Raw genomic sequence first — 20,064 nt, 5'->3', positions numbered from 1 at the left:
CATGGGTGTGGATCAGCCCGTTGGGGGTGCCCCCTCTGGGGGAGTTTGAGGACGAGGCCCCTTCAGGGCCGATCGGGGGTCCGGGGGCGGAGCCCCCGGCACCACCTCAGCCCGCGGCGACCGTCAGCCGAACATTCCCGTCCGGCGAAGCCACGTGCACGGGCGTCTCCGGCCCGCCCAGATCCCGTACCGCCGCCCGGTCCTCCGCCGAAACGCCGTCGGCACCCGTCACGACCGCCGCCGCCTCCAGCGACTTCGCCCCGGACGCCACCGCCATCGCCACCGCCGTCTGCAGCGCGCTCAGCTTCAGCGACTCGAGAGCGACCGTCCCGGCGACATACGTACGCCCGGTCTCGTCCCGTACGGCCGCCCCCTCGGGCACACCATTGCGGGCCCGGGCCGAACGGGCCAGGGTGACGATCTTGCGGTCCTCGGGGTCAAGCGCGCTGCTGTCGGTCATGAACAGAGCATACGAAGGACCGGTCCCGCGCGTCCCTCAGGGCCGGTCGAGGCGGAGCCGTTCCGCACGCGGCAGCCCGGCCACGACCAGGTCGTACGAGTCCTCGATCAGCTCCTTGAGGACCCGGTCCGGAAGGTCCCCGTCCACCGTCACCGTGTTCCAGTGCCGCTTGTTCATGTGGTACCCGGGGACGATCAGCCCCTCGTACTCCTCCCGGAGCCGGATCGCGTCCTCCGGGTCGCACTTGAGGTTGACCGTGAGGGGCCGCCCGTCCAGCCGGGTCAGGGCGAAGAGCTTGCCCAGGACCTTGAAGACGGACATCTCGGGAGAGAAGGGGAAGTCCTCCACCGCCGCGTTGAAGGAGAGGCAGAAGTCGCGCAGTTCGCCGGGGGTCATACGGTCGTCTCCTCACCGGTCGCCGGGCGGCCGTGGGCGCAGTCGATCTCGCCGCCGTGGAGCTCGGTCACATGTCCGTGGTCGCTGCCGTACGGCTCCACGATCAACTCCAGCATGGCCGTACCGCTGTTGACCACCCGCATCCGGGCCACCGGTCCCCCGTCGGCTTCCTTCACCCGCGTCACTCCTCCGCTTTCTCCTCGGTGTCGCCCGATCCCACCGGCTCCACCAGCACCGTCACGATCTTGTTCCGACGGCCGGCCGAGGCCTCCGCCGTGAGGCGTAGTCCGCGGCCGTCGGGCAGCTCCACGACGGAGGAGGCACCGGCGATCGGGACGCGGCCCAGGGCCTTGGCGAGCAGTCCGCCGACCGTCTCCACGTCCTCGTCGTCGTAGGCCTCGAAGCCGTACAGCTCGCCCAGGTCGCCGATGTCGAGGCGGGCGGTGACCCGGTAGCGGTCGTCGCCCAGCTTCTCCACCGGAGGGAGCTCGCGGTCGTACTCGTCGGTGATCTCGCCGACGATCTCCTCGAGGATGTCCTCGATGGTGACGATGCCGGCCGTACCGCCGTACTCGTCGATGACGACCGCGACGTGATTGCGCTCCTGCTGCATCTCGCGCAGCAGATCACCGGCGTTCTTCGTGTCCGGCACGAAACTCGCGGGCCGCATGGCCGTCGAGACCAGCTCGGACTCGGCGTCCCGGCTGATGTGCGTCTTGCGGACCAGGTCCTTCAGATACACGATCCCGACGATGTCGTCCTCGCTCTCCCCGGTCACCGGGATCCGCGAGAAGCCGGAGCGGAGCGCGAGGGTCAGGGCCTGACGGATCGTCTTGTAGCGCTCGATGACCACCAAGTCCGTGCGGGGGACCATGACTTCACGCACGAGGGTGTCGCCGAGCTCGAAGACCGAGTGCACCATCCGGCGCTCCTCGTCCTCGATCAGCGACTCCTTCTCGGCGAGATCCACCAGCGCGCGCAGTTCCGCCTCGGACGCGAACGGACCGCGCCGGAAACCCTTGCCGGGCGTGAGCGCGTTGCCGATGAGGATCAGGAGATACGGGATCGGGCCCATGATCCGCGCGAGCGGCAGCAGCACGTACGCCGCCGCCGTGGCCGTGTTCAGCGGATGCTGCCGCCCGATCGTGCGCGGGGACACCCCCACCGCGACGTACGACACGAGGACCATGACGCCGATCGCGGCGAGCAGCGCGGGCGCGGTGCCGTGGATCACCTGGAGACACTCGTAGGTGACCAGCGCGGCGGCGGCCATCTCGCAGGCCACCCTGACCAGCAGGGCGACATTGAGATAGCGGGTCGGGTCGGCGGCGACCTGCGCGAGCTTCGCGCTGCCGCGCCGGCCGGACCGTACGGCCTCCTCGGCGCGGAAGCTGGAGACGCGCGCGAGGCCCGCCTCCGCGCAGGCGGCGAGCCAGGCGACCACGACCAGGGCGATGGCGCCGACGACGATCTGAGGACTCATGAGAGACGGTGCCCCGGTGCCCTAGGAGACCGTCGGCGCCGGGGAGGGGCCGTCGTGGCCCCTCTCCGCGCGCCAGCCGTCCACGATGGCGGCCTGCAGACCGAACATCTCGGCCTTCTCGTCGGGCTCCTCGTGGTCGTACCCGAGGAGGTGCAACACACCGTGGACGGTGAGGAGTTGGAGCTCCTCGTCCATGGTGTGCTGCGTCTCCGCCTCGGCCCCCTGCTTCGCGGCGACCTCCGGGCACAGCACGATGTCACCGAGGAGCCCCTGCGGAGGCTCCTCGTCGTCCTTGCTCGGCGGACGCAGCTCGTCCATCGGGAAGGACATGACATCGGTCGGCCCGGGCAGGTCCATCCACTGGATGTGGAGCTGCTCCATGGCGTTCTCGTCCACGACGATCACCGACAGTTCGGAGAGCGGGTGGATGCGCATCCGCGCGAGCGCGTAGCGGGCGATGTCGAGGATCGCCTGCTCGTCGACCTCGGTTCCGGACTCGTTGTTGACGTCGATCGACATGGTCGTGCTGGTCTACTTCCGCTTGTCACGGGCACCCTTGTGGGTGCCGTTCTCCGTACCGTTCTCGCTGTCGTACTTCTCGTACGCGTCGACGATACGGCCGACCAGCTTGTGCCGTACGACGTCCGCCGACGACAGGCGGGAGAAGTGCACGTCGTCGACCCCCTCCAGGATGTCCTGCACCTGCCGCAGCCCCGACTTCGTCCCGCTCGGCAGGTCCACCTGCGTCACGTCACCGGTGATCACGATCTTCGACTCGAAGCCGAGCCGGGTGAGGAACATCTTCATCTGCTCGGGGCTCGTGTTCTGGGCCTCGTCCAGGATGATGAAGGCGTCATTCAAAGTGCGACCACGCATGTATGCCAGCGGCGCCACCTCGATCGTCCCCGCCGCCATCAGCTTCGGGATCGAGTCCGGGTCCAGCATGTCGTGCAGCGCGTCGTAGAGGGGGCGCAGGTACGGGTCGATCTTCTCGTAGAGCGTGCCCGGGAGGAATCCCAGCCGCTCGCCCGCCTCGACCGCCGGGCGGGTCAGGATGATGCGGTCGACCTGCTTCGCCTGGAGGGCCTGGACGGCCTTGGCCATGGCGAGGTAGGTCTTGCCGGTGCCGGCGGGGCCGATGCCGAAGACGATCGTGTTCTTGTCGATCGCGTCGACGTAGCGCTTCTGGTTGAGGGTCTTGGGGCGGATCGTGCGGCCTCGCGAGGACAGGATGTTCTGGGTGAGCACCTCGGCCGGTGTCTCCTCAGGGCCATCCCCGTTCTCGCTCGCCCTGAGCATGGCGATCGAGCGTTCCACTGCGTCCTCCGTCATCGGCTGCCCGGTGCGGAGCACCAGCATCATCTCGTCGAACAGGCGCTGGATGAGGGCGACTTCACGGGCATCGCCGACCGCGCTGATCTCATTGCCCCGGACGTGGATGTCGGCCGCCGGGAAGGCCTTCTCGATCACCCGCAGGAGAGCGTCGCCGGATCCCAGGAGGGTCACCATGGCGTGCTGGGCGGGGACGGTGAACTCTGCTCTCGCCTGTCCCTGCGCGGGGGTGTGAGCTGTGGGTGTCTGAGTCATGGGCCGGCTCTGTAGGCCTTGCTCGTCCTCCTCGAAACGACTCGCCCGCCACAAGGGCGGCCTGGTGATTTCCAGGGTACGCCGGGCCACTGACAACGCCGTAGGGCTTTTCGGTGACCGTCGGGCCACGAAATACGGGGGCGCCGCGCGTGTTCCGGCTGGCGTGCCCGGCGCAGGGAGCGTGCAGAGGGTGACGCCGTGAGCCCTGTTCGCGCCCCCTCGTATGTACGGACAATGCGCTATGTCCGTCAGGTGAGCCATGCAGGGAAAGCAGGTCGGCCGCTGTGTTCGTGCGTCTGCCCACGTCCGTGTCCGAAGCGCAGGAGTGTCTGGCCGAGGGGGCGGTGCCCGTCGGTGGGGCGACCCTTGTGTGGGCGTCCTGGCAACGGGACGGGTTCCCGGAGCAGGCGGTGTCGCTGCGGGAGGTGCCGGAGGCGAGGGTTGTCGGCGACGGGGCGCTGGGCGCGGCCGTACTGCTGCACGAGATCGACGCGCGCGTGCCGGAGGTGCTGCGGCGGGCGGCGGCCGGGGTGGGGACCGGTGCGGTGCGCCGGACCGCGACGGTCGGCGGGAACATAGTGGGCAGCACGCTGCGCTGTCTGCTGCCGCCCGCGCTGGTGCTGGACGCCTGCGCGGTCGTCCTGGAACCGGACGGTCCCGTCGAGACCGACCTCGCCGAGCTGCTGGCCAAGCGCCCGCTGCTGCTGAGTCTGCGCTGGCGGGAGCCGGTGGCCACCGGTTATCGCAAGCTGACCGGTGTGCTGCGGGGTGAGGTTCCGTTCGTGGTCGCGGTCGCCGTGACGGGGGCGGAGCGGCCCGTTCTGCGGGTCGCCGTGCGTGACGGCTACGACGTGCTGAGCGAGGCCGTCCCCTACGACACCGATGTCCGCCGGATTCTCGGCGCCCTGGCCCTCACACCGCTCGGCACGCTGCCGGAGGCGGTCTTCGAGGCCGTACGGGAAGAGGTCGTCGGGGTGGTGGAGCGGGCGGGGGCCTGCTGATCCGAACAGCGCAGGAACGTTACCCTCCCGACGCGGTCGACGGGTCGGGAGTGTGGCTGTGTACGTCCGCCTACGACCCGGGCTCGTGCAGTTTCCCGGCCACCTGGAGCAGTGCCGTCGCCGGTGCGCTCAGCGGGTGTCCCTCGGGCACGGCCGGCGCGAAGGCCGCGTCGGTAGCGAGGCGGTTGCCCCGGCTCACCGGTGTCTCGACGAACGGCTCGGCCACGAGTTCGGCCGGCTCGACGCGAGCGCGCCGCGGACCTGGCCGCCGAGTACGCCAGCACGACGCGCTCACCGCGATCCACGAGACGGTGACCGAGCTGGGCCGACGGGTGCTCTGAACTCCCTCGGTCCGCCCTAGGCCGACCGCCCGAACCCGATCGTCGGCACCGCCCGCCGCAGCGGCCAGGGACTGGCCCCGCCCTGTTCCTCCGGGACGAGTCCGGCCAGGAACGCGTACCGGTTCAGGGCCGTCGGGTCCTGGCCCTCGACCGACTGGACCTTGCGCCACCAGGCGCCGATCTCGGACCAGCCGGGGGCGGAGAGGGAGCCGCCGAACTCCTGGACGGAGAGGGCGGCGGTGAGGCCGGCGAAGGCGAGGCGGTCGGCGAGGGGCCAGCCGGCCAGGGTGCCGGTGACGAAGCCGGCCACGAAGACGTCGCCCGCGCCGGTGGGGTCGAGGGCCTCGACGGCGATGGCCGGGACCGAGGCGGATTCTCCGGTGCGGCGGTCCACGGCGTAGGCGCCGTCCGCGCCGAGGGTGACGACGGCGAGGGGTACGTGTTCGGTGAGGGCGTGGGCGGCGGCGCGGGGGCAGTCGGCGCCGGTGTAGCGCATGGCTTCCTCGGCGTTCGGCAGGAAGGCCTCGCAGTGCGCGAGGTCGGCGAGTCCGGCGAGGTCCCAGGCTCCGGTCTCGTCCCAGCCGACGTCGGCGAAGATCCGGGTGCCCTCGCTCGCGGCCTGGGCGACCCAGGGGGCCTGCTTGCCGGGGGTGAGGGAGGCGATCGCGGCACGCGCGCGGGGCGGGCAGTCGGGGGCGCCGCCCTCGCTGAACTCGGTCTCCGGGGGCGGCTCGTGGCCGTGGGAGACCATCGTGCGTTCGCCCTCGTAGGCCATCGACACGGTGACCGGGGAGTGCCAGCCGCGTACCGAGCGGGAGGCGGAGAGGTCGATGCCCTCGCCCTGTTCCAGCGCGTCCCAGCAGTACTCGCCGTAGTGGTCGTCGCCGAAGGCCGCGGCGAGGGAGGTGCGCAGGCCGAGGCGGGCCAGGGCCGTGGCCATGTTCGCCACGCCACCCGGGCTCGACCCCATCCCGCGGGCCCAGGACTCGGTGCCGCGCACGGGGGCGGATTCGAGGCCGGTGAAGATGATGTCGAGGAAGACGGTGCCGGTGAGGTACACGTCCCAGGGCGGGTCGTCCGGCGCGCGCAGTGCGGACAGGGGGTCGACCTGGGCCGGACAGGATCTCCTCTCCCGGTCGGCCGACGATCCCTTTCCGTTGGACGCGGTGGACGCGGTCACGGTGCGCTCCCTGACGTGATGCGGATCAGGCCAGTGTGCACCACCACGCACGTGTGGGCGCGACTCCCGCTCCGGACCCGCCCGTCGCGCCGGTGTCGGGCAACCGCAGGTCCGGGCCGTACGGTGCGGACCGGGTGCCCCCCTCGGCTGCGCATGACGGGGGCGTCCGGATCCGGTCACCCGGTTCCTACCAGCGTGGCATCGCGGGGGTGACCCACTCCGGGTCGGTGATCCGCATCGCCGCCGCGTCGTCGCGCTCGCGCAGCGCGCCGTCGTCGTCGAGCCACCGCCGGTGCAGCAACTCCAGCTTGGCGCGGTCGAGTTCGACGCCGAGACCGGGCGCGTCGGAGACGGCGACCTTGGCGTCGGTGAAGGTGAGGCGTTCGGTGAGGACGTCCTCGGACTGCCAGGGGTAGTGGGAGTCGCAGGCGTGGTGGAGGTTGGGCACGGTCGAGGCGACGTGGGTCATCGCGGCGAGGCTGATGCCGAGGTGGGTGTTGGAGTGCATGGAGATGCCGACGCCGAACGTGCGGCAGATGGCGGCGAGTTGCTGGGTGTTGCGCAGTCCGCCCCAGTAGTGGTGGTCGGAGAGCACGACCTGTACGGCATCGCGCGTGAACGCCTCCTTGATCTCGGCGAAGGTCGTCACGCACATGTTGGTGGCGAGCGGCACGTCGGTCCCGGCGGACACCTCGGCCATGGCAGGGGTGCCGAGCGCGGGGTCCTCGAGGTATTCGAGGACGTCCCCGAGTTCCTTCGCGACCTTCAGCGAAGTCTCCACGGACCAGGCGCCGTTGGGGTCGAGGCGCAGGGGGTGGTCGGGGAAGGCCGCGGCCAACGCCCTTACGGCGGCGATCTCTTCGTCGGGCGGGAAGACTCCGCCCTTGAGCTTGAAGGAGGTGAAGCCGTAGCGCTCCTTGAACTTCCGTGCCTGCTCGACGACTCCGGCCGGGTCGATCGCCGCACCCCAGTCGTCCTTCTCGCTCGCCACGCCCTCGGGGTGGTCGGCCCACTTGTAGAACAGGTAGGCGCTGTACTCCACCGCGTCCCGTACCTTGCCGCCGAGCAGCGCGTGCACGGGAAGGCCAAGTGCCTTGCCCAGGGCGTCGAGACAGGCGACCTCGAAGGCGGAGACGACGGACAGCCGCAGCTTGTCGGCCGTCTGGACGCCGCGCAGTCCGCCGACGTCGACCTGCGCGGAGGTCCGGGAACTGTCGACCGCGACCTCGTCGGCGACGGTGAACAGGCCGTTCAGGTCGGAGACTTGACGACCGATCAGCTTCTCGGCGTACGGCCGGGCCAGTTCCAGGTACTTGGTGTCGCCGTAGGTCTCGCCGAGGCCGGTGATCCCGTCGGCGGTCTCGATCTCGACGATCAGGCGCGGGGTGTACGGCTGGTGGACGCCCTGGGTGTTGAGCAGCGGCGGGTCGGCGACCAGGATCGGGGTGAGCCGGACGTCGGCGATGGTGAGGTTCACAGCGCGGCTCCTACGAGGTCGAGTCCGGTGGTGAGCAGGGCGGTGAGGTCGGCCAGGTCGGCGGCCGTGGGGTCGGTGAGCGGGGCGCGCACGGGGCCCACCGGACGGCCGCGCAGCCGGGCCGCCGCCTTGACGAGGGAGACCGCGTATCCCGGGACCCGGTCGCGGAGTTCGACGAACGGGACGTAGAACTCGCGCAGCAGTTTCTCGACCGTCTTGTCGTCGCCGTCCCGCAGCGCGGCGAAGAACGCGTTGGCGATCTCGGGGGCGAAGGCGTGGACGGCGGAGGAGTAGGCGGGGACGCCGACGGTGGCGTAGGCGCGGGCCTGGATCTCGGCGGTGGAGGCGCCGTTGAAGAAGAGGAAGCCCTCGGGGGCGGCGAGCGTGAGGCGTTGCAGCCGGTCGAGGTCGCTGTGGCCGTCCTTGAGGCCGATGACGCCGGGGATGCGTGCGATGCGCTTCAACGAGCTTGCGGTGAAGGCGACTTGGCCGCGCTGGTAGGCGATGAGCGGGAGCCGGGTGCGGGCGGCGAGTTGCTCGAGCTGGGCCACCAGGCCGTCCTGCGGGGCGGCGACGAGGTAGTGCGGGAGGACCAGGAGCGCGTCGGCGCCGGCCTCCTCGGCGATGCGGGCGAAGCGTGCGGCCTGCGCCCAGCCGTAGCCGACACCGGCGACGACGGGGACGCGGCCGGCCGCCTCCTCCACCGCGATGGTGACGACCGTGCGGTACTCGTCCTCGTCCAGCGAGAAGAACTCGCCGGTGCCGCAGGCCGGGAAGATCGCGCCGGGGCCGGTGGCGGTCTGGGCGGCGACATGCGCGCGGAAGCCGTCGGGGTCGAGGGAGCCGTCGTCGTGGAAGGAGGTGAGCGGGAAGGAGAGCACTCCGCCCGCCATCCCGTCCCGCAGCCTGCGCACCACGGTCGCCGTTTCGCCGTTCACCTGGGCCATCTCCGGGCCATCTCCCTATGTAGACGCTATCTACGTATGAAGACAGAGGTTAGATACACGAACAGCAGCCGTCAATGGGGCGCACCCGCTCGCTACCATCACCCCATGTCAGAGCCCGGTGGCGTCCGCGAGGTGAAGTCCGCCGCCCGCACGGTCGAGCTGCTCGAACTGCTCGCCGCGCGCGGCGACCGTCCCGCGCGCCTCCAGGAACTCGCCGACGAGCTGGGCGTACCGCGCAGCTCGATGTACGCCCTCCTCCAGACCCTGATCGCGCACGGCTGGGTCCGCACCGACAGCACCGGCTCGCTCTACGGCATCGGCATCCACGCCCTGCTCACCGGCACCAGCTATCTGGACTCCGACCCGCGGGTGCGGACCGTGCGGCCGTATCTCGACGAGGCGTCCCAGGCGCTCGGCGAGACGATCCACCTGGGCCGGCTGGACGGGCGGGACGTCGCCTATCTCGCGACGCGGGAGTCCCACGAGTACCTGCGCACCATCAGCCGGGTGGGGCGGCGGCTGCCCGCGCATGTCGGCGCCCTCGGCAAGGCACTGCTCGCGGAACGGGCCGACGCGGAGCTGCCCGACGGGCCGTATGAAGCGGCTACGCCCAACACCCACACCACGCGTGAGGCGTTGGCCGCCGACCTCGCGGCGATCCGCGCGCGCGGCTACTCGGTCGACCGCGAGGAGGGCGTCCTCGGGATCGTCGGCTTCGGCTTCGCGCTGCGCTACGACAACCCGCCGCTGGACGCGATCAGTTGCTCGGTCCCGGTGGTCCGGCTGACGCCGGAGCACGAGGGGGAGATCGTCTCCGTGATGCGCGAGGTCAGGGCCAAGATCGAGACGGCGGCGCGGGCGGCCGGCGGGGCGGTCCACTGGCGCTAGCGCCGGAAATTCGCCGGGCAACCCCGCGATGCGGGCGCTCGTCTACCCGGCACTCCCCACCCCAAACGAAACGTGCCCCACATCACACCCCCCGCCCTTCTTTCCCGAACCGCGTGCTTGATACAAATTGCCCGCGCGTTCCTGTCCGTCGACGGTCGTCGCCCAATCCCCTTTTTGAGCCGCTTCTTTCGCATGCCCTGGGAACGCCCGTGTCCGCCCGCAGCACCACCACGCCCTGGCCCCTCGTCGCCCTTTTCACGGCCGGGTATCTCGCCCCCTACCTCCTGCCCACCACCGTCGGCCGCCTCGACGCCGGGCTCCCGCTGTCCGCCACGCAGGCCGGTGCCGTAGGCAGTACGCTGCTGCTGAGTTCGGCGGCGGCGGGCTTCATGCTCGCCTCACGCGTCGACCGGGTCGGCCCGCGCACCCTCGCCCGGATCGGCCTCGCGCTGGCCGTCCTCGGCTACGGCTCGGCCGCCCTCACGCACGCCGTACCGGCGGTCGTCGCGGGCGCGATCGTCGGGGGCTTCGGATCGGGTACGGCCACCACGGTCGCCGCGTCCGGAATCGCCGCCGAGCGGGACCCCCACCGCGCCTCCACGCTCGGCCTGCTGTGCGTGTCCGCGCTCGCTGGCGCCGTCTACCTCACGGTCCCGCACCTCGGCGCGGGCCACGGCCAGCCGCTCGCCGCGATCGCGCTGACCGCACTGGCCGTATGGCCGCTGACCGCACGCCTCCCGGTCCGTACGGCGACGGGGCACGCGCGCGTGGAGACCGCGGGCCTCCCCCACCGCCGCGCCGGACTCGTCCTCGCCGGCACCCTGCTGTGCTGGTCCCTCGCGCAGAACTCCCTCTGGGGCGTCAGCGGACGCATCGGCCTCACCCAGGCCCACCTGTCCGAGGTCACCGTCGGCGCGGTCTTCGCGATCGCGCTCGGCACCGGCCTCGTCGGGGTGATCGGCGCGGGCGCGCTCGGCTCCCGGCTGGGCCGCGCGGTGCCGATCGGCGCGGGCACGGCGCTCATCGCGGGCTGCATCGTGCTCAGCGCGTCCGCGCACGACCTGAGGACGTTCGCGACCGGCGAGATCGCCTGGAACACCGTCTACCCGATCGTCCTGTCGTACATCCTCGGCCTCGCCGCCTCCCTCGACCCGCGCGGCCGTTGGGCGGTCCTGGTCGGCTCGGCCTCGTCACTGGGGACGGCTGCGGGGCCGCTGGCGGGGAGTGTGCTGTCGGCGGGGGCGGGGTTCCCGGCGATGGGGGCGATTCTGGCGGCGGGGCTGATCGTGGTGGCGGTACCGATGACGGCGGTAGCGGTGCACTCCGGCCGGCAACGCGTGCTGCCATCGATCGTCGAGATCTCTGTCGAGGCCCGACCCCTTAGGGGCGCGGGGAACTGCGCGACCAGCCCCCACCGGCCCGCAGTGTCAACACCCACCTATGAGAACTCGTACGCCTCCACCTCGGCCAAATAACGAGCCCGCAGCTCCTCGTCGTCCTCCAGGAACGACGCGACGAAGGAGTTCCGCGCCAACTCCCGCAACCGGTCCTCGCTCAGGCCCAGCGCCGAGCGCACCGCGTCGAAGTTGTCGCCCACGTACCCGCCGAAGTAGGCCGGGTCGTCGGAGTTGACCGTGCACAGCAGACCCGCGTCCAGCATGGCGGGCAGCGGGTGCTCGGCGAGAACGTCCACCGCGCGCAGCCGGACGTTGGAGAGCGGGCAGAGGGTGAGCGGGATGCGGTCGCGGACCAGGCGGGCGACCAGCTCCGCGTCCTCCACGCAGCGCAGCCCGTGGTCGACGCGCTCGACGCCGAGGACGTCCAGCGCCTCGGTGATGTAGGCGGGCGGGCCCTCCTCACCGGCGTGCGCGACCCGTCGCAGCCCCAGCGCGGCGGCGGCCTCGTAGACCTCGCGGAACTTCACCGGCGGGTGGCCGACCTCGGCCGAGTCGAGGCCGATGCCGGTGATCCGGTGGAGGTACGGCTTGGCCGCCTCCAGGGTCTCCATGGCCGAGTCGGCGGACTCGTCGCGCAGGAAGCACATGATGAGCCGGGTCGAGATGCCGTGGTTGGTCCCGCTGTCGCCGAGCGCCCGCCACAGGCCCTCCACCACCGTGCCCATGTCCACGCCCCGCGCGATGTGGGCCTGCGGGTCGAAGAAGATCTCCGCGTGCCGTACGCCCTGCGCGGCGGCGCGGGCGAGATAGGCGTTGGCGAGGTCCTCGAAGTCACGCTCGGTGCGCAGGACGGCCATCAGCTCGTAGTAGAGGTTCAGGAAGGACTGCAGGTCCTCGAAGAGGTACGCCTTGCGGAGCGCCTCGGTGTCCGCGTACGGCAGCGTCACGCCGTTGCGGGCGGCGAGGGCGAACGCCAGCTCGGGTTCGAGGGTGCCTTCGATGTGGAGGTGCAGTTCGGCTTTGGGAATGGGCATCGAAGTATCGTACGGGTGTTTTACAACCGTTTCGGAACCGGCACCCTGAGTAGATCGTGCGCCACGGTCAGCTCCCCCTCGAACCCGGCCGCCCGCGCCTGCCGCTCGAACTCCTCCGGCTCGGAGTAGCGCTGGCTGAAGTGGGTGAGGACGAGGTGGCGGACGCCGGCGTCCCGGGCCACGCGGGCCGCCTGTCCGGCGGTCAAGTGGCCGTGGTCCACGGCCAGTTGCTCGTCCTCGTCCAGGAACGTCGACTCGATCGCCAGCAGGTCGCAGCCCTCCGCGAGGGCGTGCACTCCGTCGCAGAGGCGGGTGTCCATGACGAACGCGAACCGCTGCCCGCGCCGCACCTCGCTGACGTCGTCCAGCAAGACGCCGTCCACGACTCCCTCGCGCTGGATGCGGCCCACGTCCGGGCCCTTGATGCCGTGCGCGGCGAGGCGGTCGGGGAGCATGCGGCGGCCGTCGGGTTCGGTGAGGCGGTAGCCGTAGGACTCGACGGGGTGGGAGAGCTTGCGGGTCTCCAGGGTGTAGTTCCCCGTGGTGGCGATCACTCCGTCCGCCGACACCGGGGACTCGGTGATGCCGACCGTCTCGCGGTACGCCGTGGCGTAGCGCAGGCGGTCGAAGAAGTGCTGACCCGAGCGCGGGTAGTGCGCGGTGATCTCGTGCGGGACGCGGTCCAGGTTGATGCGCTGGATGACGCCCGCGAGGCCGAGGGAGTGGTCGCCGTGGAAGTGGGTGACGCAGATCCGGTTGAGGTCGTGCGCGGCGACCCCGGCGCGCAGCATCTGGCGCTGGGTGCCCTCGCCCGGGTCGAAGAGGATGCCCTCGCCGTCCCAGCGCAGGAGGTAGCCGTTGTGGTTGCGGTGGCGGGTGGGGACCTGGCTGGCGGTGCCGAGGATCACCAATTCACGTACGGACACGGTGAGTTATCCGGGCGGCCACTGCATGCCGCGGCCGCCCATCACGTGGGCGTGGGCGTGGAAGACGGTCTGGCCCACGCCGGTACCCGTGTTGAACACCACGCGGTAGCTTTCGAGCTTCTCGTCCGCCGCGACCTCGCCCGCCTCGCGCAGGACGTCGGCGGCGATCGTCGGTTCGGCGGCGGCGAGGGAGGCGGCGTCGGGGTAGTGGACGCGGGGGATCACCAGGACGTGGGTCGGGGCCTGGGGGTTGATGTCACGGAACGCGACGGTGGTGTCTGTTTCGCGGACGATCGTCGCCGGGATGTGGCCCTCGACGATCTTGCAGAACAGGCAGTCGTTCTGCGGTTCCCCTGACATTTGGGATCCCTCCGAGGCGTGGGCTGTGCTTTACGCGGGGCATCGTATCGTCGTTGAGTGCGGGTGCGTGGGGGCTGGTCGCGCCCACGCGGCGGAGCCGCAAATCGATACAGCCCCGCGCCCCTTTAGGTGGGCAGAGTGGGCGGAGTTTTGGCCGGACTGGTCTCCAGTGCTTCCAACGCCAGGCGGATTGCTTCGTCCAGCTGGGTGTCCCTGCCCGCCGCGTAGTCCTGTGGCCGCTGCACCACCTCCACGTCGGGATCCACCCCGTGGTTCTCCACCCCCCAGCCGTAACCCTCAAGCCAGAACGCGTACTTGGGCTGAGTGACCAGCGTGCCGTCGACCAGGCGGTAGCGGCTGTCGATGCCGATCACCCCGCCCCACGTGCGCGTGCCGACCACCGGGCCGATGCCCAGTGCCTTGATCGCCGCGTTGACGATGTCGCCGTCGGAGCCGGAGAACTCGTTGGCCACGGCTACGACCGGGCCGCGAGGGGCGTCCTCGGGGTAGCTGTACGGGCGCATGCCTCGGGGGAGGTCCCAGCCGACGATGCGGCGGGCCAGCTTCTCCACGACCAACTGCGAGGTGTGGCCGCCCCGGTTGTAGCGGACGTCCACGACCAGGCCCTCGCGGGCCACCTCCACGCGGAGGTCGCGGTGGATCTGGGCCCAGCCGGGGGCCTGCATGTCGGGGACGTGGAGGTAGCCGAGGCGGCCGCCGGACTTCTCGTGGACGTAGGCGCGGCGGTCGGCGACCCAGGCGTGGTAGTAGAGGGGTTCCTCGTCGGCGAGGGGGACGACGACCGCGTGGCGGGGGTCTCCGCCGCCTGCCGGGGAGATGGTCAGCTCGATGGGTTTGCCGGCCGTGCCGACGAGGAGGGGGGCGGGTCCGGTGATCGGGTCGACCGGCTGGCCGGCTACGGCGAGGATCGCGTCGCCCGGGCGGACGGCGACACCGGGTGCGGCGAGAGGGGCGCGGGCTGCCGGGTCGGAGGTCTCGGAGGGCAGGATGCGGTCGATGCGCCAACTGCCGTCCTCGTGACGGGAGATGTCGGCGCCGAGCAGGCCCTGTCGTTCGCCGGTGCCGTAGCCGCCGCGCGGGGTGACGTAGGCGTGCGAGGTGCCGAGTTCGCCGTGCACCTCCCAGAGGAGGTCGACGAGGTCGTCGTGGGTGGCTACGCGGTCGAGGATCGGGCGGTAGCGGTCGAGGACGCCGCTCCAGTCGACGCCGCTCATGTCGGGGCGCCAGAAGTTGTCGCGCATGATGCGGCCGGTCTCGTCGAACATCTGGCGCCATTCGGCGGCCGGGTCGACGGTCTGGCGGATGCGGGAGAGGTCGACGTTGATGTTCGAGTCGCTGTCGTCGTCCTCTGAGGCGGCGCGGCGGTCGCTCGGGACGACCCGCAGTTTGTGGTCGGTGCGCAGCAGGACGCGTTTGCCGTCGCCGCTGACCTCGAAGTGCTCGGCGTCCCCGGCGAGGTGCTCGATGCGCTGCTGGGCGAGGTCGTAGCGCTCCAACTCGGTTTTGGGGTCCGGGTCTTCGGGGGTCGCGCGGGTGGCGCCGAGGACGCCCTGCACGGGGTGGCGCAGCCACAGGACGCCGTCCTTGGCGGCGCGCAGGTTGGAGTAGCGGCCGGCCTCGACGGGGAACGGGACGATGCGGTCGGCGAGGCCCTCGAGGTCGATACGGGTGGTGGGGCGGCCCTCGCTGTCGGGGGTCTCGTCCTTGTCGGGGGCCTCGAAGGGGCGGCCGTGGCGCTGCGGTCCGAAGGGGGACGGGGTGGTCGCGGCGAGGGTGATCAGGTGCGGGCGGTCGCCGACCACGAAGGCGAGGTCGAAGACGTGTTCGTCGTAGACCGGGTCGAAGGAGCGGGTCGAGAGGAAGACCAGGTGCTTGCCGTCGAGGGTGAAGGCGGGGGCGTAGTCCTGGAAGCGGAGCGGGGTCGCCTCGGTGACCGACAGGTCGGTGGTGTTGGCGAGCTTGAGCTGGCGCAGCGGGCGCGGGCCGGGGTGCGACCAGGCGAGCCAGGCGGAGTCGGGCGAGAAGGAGAGGCCGGAGGCGTCGCCGTCCTCGCTGCGGTCGACCTCGCGGACCTCGCCGGTCTCGCGCTCGATGAGGAGGACGCGGCCGTCGTGCGAGGCGACGGCGACGCGGCCGCCGTCGGGGGCGACGGTGAGCGCGAGGACGCGGCCGAGCTGTCCGGCGGCGATGCGGCGCGGGGTGGCGCCGGGGGCGAGGCCGGTGGCGGGGGCGAACTCCAGGGCGTCGTCGCCCTCGGCGTCCGTCACCCACACCACCCATTCCTCGCCGTCGACACGGAAGGTGTGGGGCAGCCGGGCCCGTACGCCGGGGGTGGCCGCGAGGGCGCGGGCGGGGCCGGCGCGGTGGGTGATCCAGTGGACGGTGCCGCGGACGGCGACGGCGCTGCCGCGCGCGGTGTGGTCGGGCGACGCGGAGGCGAACCAGCGGGCCGCGGACACCGGGAAGGGCTGCTGGTCGGTGCGCTGTCCGCCGAGCCGGATGTCGAGGCGGCGCGGTTCGGCGCCGTCCAGGTCGTCGAGGAGCCAGAGTTCACCGGCGGAGGAGTAGATGATCCGGGTGCCGTCGCCGGCCGCGTGCCGGGCGTAGAAACCGTCGAGCGGGGTGTGGCGGCGCAGGTCGGTGCCGTCGGCGAGGGAGGAGTAGACGGCGCCGGTGCCCTCGTGGTCGGAGAGGAACGCGATCCTCTCCCCCGCCCACACCGGGTACTCGAGGTTGCCGTCCAACTCCTCGTGCAGGCGCGTGAATTCGCCGACACCCTCCCCGTCGCGGACGTCCCGGTCGATCCACAACTTGCCCGCCGTGCCGCCCCGGTAGCGCTTCCACCAGGCGGCCTCGCGGCCCATGGGCGCGGAGAGCAGGACGGTGGCGGCGGGGCCGATGGCGACATCGCCGACGGGCCCGTACGGCAGGGTGGTTGCGGGTCCGCCGTCCAGCGGGATGGTGCGGGCCCAGCTGCGGCGGAGGTTCGCCTGGCCGTGGGTGCTGATGGCGAGGACCTGGCCGTCCGCCGTCCAGCCGCGCACCTGGGTGCGTGAACTCCCCCAGTGGGTGAGGCGTTTGGCGGGTCCGCCGTCGACGGGGGCGATGTGCACCTCGGGGGCGCCGTCCCGGGTGGAGGTCCAGGCGACGGTGGTGCCGTCGGGCGAGATGCGCGGGTGGGTCACCGGCACGTTCTCGGCGCTGACCCGCCAGGCCCGGCCGCCGTCGAGGGGGGCCAGCCACACGTCGTCCTCGGCGGTGAAGGCGATCAACTCGCCGTGCAGGTGCGGGAAGCGGAGATAGGCCTGGAGACCGGCCTGGGCTGCGGACGCTGAGGGCTGAGTCACCTGATCAGCGTATGCAGCGGCGGCCTGTGAAGACAGCGGTTTGGATCACTTGCCCGCTATGGACGGGTGATCACTTGCCCTCCACGGGCCAGCAGGTCGGGTCGCCCTTGCACCAGATGGTCTTGGTGACCGTGACGGTGACGGTCGGTCCGGGGCCGTAGGTGAGGCTCGGGTTCGGGTTGCCCACGGACGAGGGTGTCGCCGCGTTGCAGTCGCCGAGCCCGGTCACGTGGAACACCTGCTTGCCGCCCACCTTGCCGACCAGGTCGCCGCGCACACAGGCGCCGTCGACGGCCCGGGTGACCTTGCCGGTGACGGTGATGTCCCGGTTGTCGTTCGTCTGCCCCTGGCAGTCCACGGAGACGACCGTGGACTCGGTCGGCGAGGGCGTCTTCCCTGGCGTGTAGGCCTTGTTGCCGCTGCCGTAGTTGCCCGTGCAGGTCAGATAGCGGACGCTCACATGGTCCCGCTTGAGCTCGGCGGTCGCCGTCTTGTCGGTGGTGTACGCGACGGTCGCCGCGCTGAGATCACCGGGCTGGCACGCGACGACCCCGCCCACGGACACCATCGCGAGCCCCGCCACAGCGGCCACCCGCCGTCCGCGGGGCCGACGCCAGTTCTGCCTCAACGCCCCCATGGACGGCAGCCTGCCACCGTCGGGGCGCACACGGAAGAGCGCATACGGCCACCCGTGCGCCGGGGGCGCGGTCACCGGCGCACGATCGTCAGCCCCGGAGCAGCAGCCACTCCTGAAGCTCCACCACATTGCCCTCGGGGTCCTTGAGATGCGCGACCCTCATCCGGTCCGTCATCGGCGCGGGGCCGTGCAGCAACACGGCCCCCCGGTCGGTGATCTGCTCGCAGTAGGCGTCCAGGTCATCGACCCGCAGCACCACCAGCGAGCGGTGCCCGGTCACCAACTCCCCCAGTTCACCGAGGACTTGGGCCATCATCGCCCGGTCCTGCAGCGCGATCCCGGCCGACCCGACGGCCGGGCTGAACTTCTCGTACGGCCCGTCGGTCGCCCCCGACTGCGGCTTCAGACCGAGGACTTCGGCGTAGAAGCGGTAGCAGGCGGCGAAGTCGGTGACGAGCAGCCTCACTTGGGCCAGTTCCACGACGGTCTCCCCTGTGGTTCCTGTGGTTCAGGACCAGCGTCCGGTACGGCCCAGGAGCAGGGCGGTGGCCGCTGTCCCGGCGGTCGATGTGCGCAGCACGCTACGCCCGAGCCGGTAGGCCTTCGCCCCGGCCTCCTCGAAGAGCGCCAACTCCTCGGGGGAGACGCCGCCTTCGGGGCCCACGACCAGCACGATCTCGCCCTCGGTGGGGAGTTCGGCGGTGGCGAGGGGCTCGCTGGCGTAGTCGCGGTCCTCGTGGAGCACGGCGGCGAAGTCGGCTTTGGCGAGAAGTGCGGCAACCTGTTTGCTCGTTGCGGCGTCCGCGACCTCCGGGAAGCGCAGCCGGCGGGACTGCTTGCCGGCCTCCCGGGCGGTGGCCCGCCACTTCGCGAGGGCCTTCAGACCGCGCTCGCCCTTCCACTGCGTGATGCAACGGGCGGCCGCCCAGGGGACGACGGCGTCGACGCCGGTCTCGGTCATCGTCTCCACGGCGAGTTCGCCGCGGTCGCCCTTGGGAAGGGCCTGGACGACGGTGATACGGGGCTGCGGCTCGGGCTCTTGGCTGACGGACTCCAGGTCCATGACGACGAGCCGGTCCTTGCCCTCGGCCGCCTTGACGACACCCGCCACCCACCGGCCGCGTCCGTCGGTGAGGACGACGTCCTCACCGGCCCGCATGCGCCGTACGGAGACCGCGTGCCGCCCCTCAGGACCGTCGAGGACTACCTCACCGCCACTGAAGTCCGGGATCACCAGGGGGTCGAGGATGAACACCGGCGCCGTCATCGGAGCTCACCCCCGGCCGACAACGCTGTCCGGGCGGCGGTCAGTTCGGCGACCAGTACCTCGACCAGTTGCCCGGCCGGCAGCTCGCGGGCCATGCGGTGGCCCTGTCCGGCCCACAGCGCCATGCCCTGCGCGTCGCCGGCCGCGGCGGCCTGCTTGCGGAGCGGTGAGGTGAGGTGGTGGACCTCGGGGTACGCGGCGGGGGCGTACGGGCCGTGCTCGCGCATGAAGCGGTTGACGAGGCCGCGGGCCGGGCGGCCGGAGAACGCGCGGGTCAACTCGGTACGCGTGAAAAGGGGGTTGGTGAGTGCCTGCTTGTGCAGGACGTTCGCCGCGGACTCGGGGGTCGCGAGGAACGCCGTGCCGAGCTGGGCCGCGCTCGCGCCCGCCGCGAGGGCGGCGGCGATCTGGCTGCCACGCATCAGACCGCCGGCGGCGACGATCGGGAGGGACACGGTCTCGCGGATCTGGGCGACCAGGGAGAGCAGTCCTATGCCGGAGCCGTCGTTCTCCGGGAGGTCGCGGTGGGTGCCCTGGTGGCCGCCGGCCTCGACGCCCTGCGCGATCACCGCGTCTGCACCGGCCCGCTCCACGGCGAGGGCCTCCTCGGCGGTGGTGGCGGTGACGAGGGTGAAGGTGCCGGCCCTGCGCAGCGAGTCCAGCACCTCACGGGTGGGGACGCCGAAGTGGAAGGAGGCGAAGGACACCGGGTTGTCGAGCAGCACGGACAGCTTCGCGTCGTAGCCGTCCTCGCGGCCGCTGTCCGGGTCGCCGAGTTCCGTGTCGTACCAGGCGGCCTCGCCGGCCAGCTGGTGGGCGTAGACGTCGACCGCCGCCTTGTCCGCGTACTCGGGCTGCGGCATGAAGAGGTTCACGCCGAAGGGGCGGGCCGTCAGGCTCCGCAGCTGCTTGATCTCCTGGTACATGCCGTCGGCTGTTTTGTACCCGGCGGCGAGGAATCCCAGCCCGCCGGCCTCGGACACGGCGGCCGCGAGCTGCGGGACGGAGACACCGCCCGCCATCGGGGCCTGCACGATCGGATGAGGGAAGAGATCGGTCAGTGCGGAGGACATGACGGCATGTTGTCACGTCCTCCGAACAAGTCCGAATCCGGCCTTCCGCCGGGCATAGGACAGATGCATGCCCGCGCGGAGACCGGTTCGACGGCCGATTCGACGACCGTTCGACAAGCGGTTCGGCTGCCGATTCGGCGACCGGTCAGCGGCCGTTGAACGCGTCCTTCAACCGCGAGAACAACCCTTGCTGCCCGGGCTGACTGTGTCTGCCCGGGGGGCAACCCCCGGACCCCCGGCAG

The 20,064-nt window shown here is 71.5% G+C and carries 21 protein-coding genes; 3 read left to right on the top strand and 18 right to left on the bottom strand.

The features are described from left to right. Positions 1-106: 106 nt before the first annotated feature. The 6 genes from SSP08S_RS44375 to SSP08S_RS44350 are packed head-to-tail and all read right to left on the bottom strand — an operon-like array spanning position 107 to position 3,926. Positions 107-460 carry a cytidine deaminase-like protein gene (locus SSP08S_RS44375; RefSeq protein ID WP_019074103.1) on the bottom strand — a complete coding sequence of 118 codons (354 nt, stop codon included), beginning with the start codon at positions 458-460 and terminating at the stop codon, positions 107-109. 36 nt (positions 461-496) lie between these two features. Next, positions 497-856 (bottom strand): MmcQ/YjbR family DNA-binding protein, encoded by a 360-nt coding sequence (locus SSP08S_RS44370; protein ID WP_019074102.1) that lies wholly within the window; start codon positions 854-856, stop codon positions 497-499. Further along, positions 853-1,032: a hypothetical protein gene (locus SSP08S_RS44365; RefSeq protein ID WP_158697297.1), complete on the bottom strand. Its 180-nt coding sequence runs from the start codon at positions 1,030-1,032 to the stop codon at positions 853-855. The genes SSP08S_RS44370 and SSP08S_RS44365 overlap by 4 nt, the downstream gene beginning before the upstream one ends. Positions 1,033-1,037: 5 nt before the next feature. Next, positions 1,038-2,339, bottom strand: a complete 1,302-nt coding sequence (locus tag SSP08S_RS44360) for a hemolysin family protein (protein WP_019074100.1) — start codon at positions 2,337-2,339, stop codon at positions 1,038-1,040. A 21-nt stretch (positions 2,340-2,360) separates the two neighbouring features. Further along, positions 2,361-2,858 carry an rRNA maturation RNase YbeY gene (gene ybeY, locus SSP08S_RS44355; RefSeq protein ID WP_019074099.1) on the bottom strand — a complete coding sequence of 166 codons (498 nt, stop codon included), beginning with the start codon at positions 2,856-2,858 and terminating at the stop codon, positions 2,361-2,363. A 12-nt stretch (positions 2,859-2,870) separates the two neighbouring features. After that, positions 2,871-3,926 carry a PhoH family protein gene (locus tag SSP08S_RS44350; protein WP_078532742.1) on the bottom strand — a complete coding sequence of 352 codons (1,056 nt, stop codon included), beginning with the start codon at positions 3,924-3,926 and terminating at the stop codon, positions 2,871-2,873. Between the two features lie 284 nt (positions 3,927-4,210). On the opposite strand from SSP08S_RS44350, the gene SSP08S_RS44345 reads away from it, so the two are divergent. Then, complete coding sequence (locus SSP08S_RS44345; RefSeq protein WP_019074097.1) at positions 4,211-4,927, top strand: FAD binding domain-containing protein; 717 nt, start codon at positions 4,211-4,213, stop codon at positions 4,925-4,927. Between the two features lie 70 nt (positions 4,928-4,997). On the opposite strand, the gene SSP08S_RS62165 is transcribed toward SSP08S_RS44345, so the two are convergent. The 4 genes from SSP08S_RS62165 to SSP08S_RS44325 all read right to left on the bottom strand — a co-directional run bounded on the left by SSP08S_RS62165 (position 4,998) and on the right by SSP08S_RS44325 (position 8,872). Next, positions 4,998-5,153: a hypothetical protein gene (locus tag SSP08S_RS62165; protein ID WP_019074096.1), complete on the bottom strand. Its 156-nt coding sequence runs from the start codon at positions 5,151-5,153 to the stop codon at positions 4,998-5,000. A 131-nt stretch (positions 5,154-5,284) separates the two neighbouring features. Further along, the gene (locus tag SSP08S_RS44335) at positions 5,285-6,448 is read right to left on the bottom strand and encodes a carbohydrate kinase family protein (RefSeq protein ID WP_019074095.1); all 1,164 of its coding nucleotides are present in this window, start codon (positions 6,446-6,448) and stop codon (positions 5,285-5,287) included. 187 nt (positions 6,449-6,635) lie between these two features. Next, on the bottom strand, positions 6,636-7,925 hold the full coding sequence (locus tag SSP08S_RS44330; RefSeq protein ID WP_019074094.1) for a glucarate dehydratase family protein: 1,290 nt from the start codon (positions 7,923-7,925) through the stop codon (positions 6,636-6,638). Then, positions 7,922-8,872, bottom strand: coding sequence for a 5-dehydro-4-deoxyglucarate dehydratase (locus SSP08S_RS44325; RefSeq protein WP_019074093.1), 951 nt, complete (start codon positions 8,870-8,872; stop codon positions 7,922-7,924). The genes SSP08S_RS44330 and SSP08S_RS44325 overlap by 4 nt, the downstream gene beginning before the upstream one ends. 105 nt (positions 8,873-8,977) lie before the next feature. Between SSP08S_RS44325 and SSP08S_RS57165 the strand changes: the two genes are divergently transcribed. Together SSP08S_RS57165 and SSP08S_RS44310 are read left to right on the top strand one after the other, a co-directional pair. Beyond that, positions 8,978-9,760 (top strand): IclR family transcriptional regulator, encoded by a 783-nt coding sequence (locus SSP08S_RS57165; RefSeq protein WP_043260244.1) that lies wholly within the window; start codon positions 8,978-8,980, stop codon positions 9,758-9,760. 209 nt (positions 9,761-9,969) lie between these two features. Next, positions 9,970-11,235, top strand: a complete 1,266-nt coding sequence (locus SSP08S_RS44310) for an MFS transporter (protein ID WP_019074091.1) — start codon at positions 9,970-9,972, stop codon at positions 11,233-11,235. On the opposite strand, the gene SSP08S_RS44305 is transcribed toward SSP08S_RS44310, so the two are convergent. From SSP08S_RS44305 to SSP08S_RS44270, 8 genes are all read right to left on the bottom strand, one after another. Then, a complete protein-coding gene (locus SSP08S_RS44305; RefSeq protein ID WP_019074090.1) occupies positions 11,199-12,191 on the bottom strand; it encodes an adenosine deaminase in 993 nt (330 codons plus the stop codon). The two genes, SSP08S_RS44310 and SSP08S_RS44305, sit on opposite strands and share 37 nt — an antisense overlap. Positions 12,192-12,211: 20 nt before the next feature. After that, positions 12,212-13,117 carry a ribonuclease Z gene (locus tag SSP08S_RS44300; RefSeq protein WP_026179363.1) on the bottom strand — a complete coding sequence of 302 codons (906 nt, stop codon included), beginning with the start codon at positions 13,115-13,117 and terminating at the stop codon, positions 12,212-12,214. A gap of 6 nt (positions 13,118-13,123) precedes the next feature. Further along, positions 13,124-13,477, bottom strand: a complete 354-nt coding sequence (locus SSP08S_RS44295; protein ID WP_019074088.1) for a histidine triad nucleotide-binding protein — start codon at positions 13,475-13,477, stop codon at positions 13,124-13,126. 125 nt (positions 13,478-13,602) lie between these two features. Further along, a complete protein-coding gene (locus SSP08S_RS44290) occupies positions 13,603-16,845 on the bottom strand; it encodes a S41 family peptidase (RefSeq protein WP_019074087.1) in 3,243 nt (1,080 codons plus the stop codon). 70 nt (positions 16,846-16,915) lie between these two features. Next, positions 16,916-17,428 carry a hypothetical protein gene (locus SSP08S_RS44285; protein ID WP_019074086.1) on the bottom strand — a complete coding sequence of 171 codons (513 nt, stop codon included), beginning with the start codon at positions 17,426-17,428 and terminating at the stop codon, positions 16,916-16,918. A gap of 142 nt (positions 17,429-17,570) precedes the next feature. After that, complete coding sequence (locus SSP08S_RS44280) at positions 17,571-17,963, bottom strand: VOC family protein (RefSeq protein WP_019074085.1); 393 nt, start codon at positions 17,961-17,963, stop codon at positions 17,571-17,573. A gap of 27 nt (positions 17,964-17,990) precedes the next feature. After that, positions 17,991-18,749 carry a 16S rRNA (uracil(1498)-N(3))-methyltransferase gene (locus SSP08S_RS44275; protein ID WP_019074084.1) on the bottom strand — a complete coding sequence of 253 codons (759 nt, stop codon included), beginning with the start codon at positions 18,747-18,749 and terminating at the stop codon, positions 17,991-17,993. After that, positions 18,746-19,822 carry a nitronate monooxygenase gene (locus SSP08S_RS44270; RefSeq protein ID WP_019074083.1) on the bottom strand — a complete coding sequence of 359 codons (1,077 nt, stop codon included), beginning with the start codon at positions 19,820-19,822 and terminating at the stop codon, positions 18,746-18,748. Before SSP08S_RS44270 ends, SSP08S_RS44275 begins: the two co-directional genes overlap by 4 nt. Positions 19,823-20,064: the final 242 nt, after the last annotated feature.

The sequence above is a fragment of the Streptomyces hokutonensis genome, from assembly GCF_000376565.1.
GTDB lineage: Bacteria > Actinomycetota > Actinomycetes > Streptomycetales > Streptomycetaceae > Streptomyces > Streptomyces hokutonensis.
This window is presented reverse-complemented; position numbering and strand designations above follow the sequence as displayed.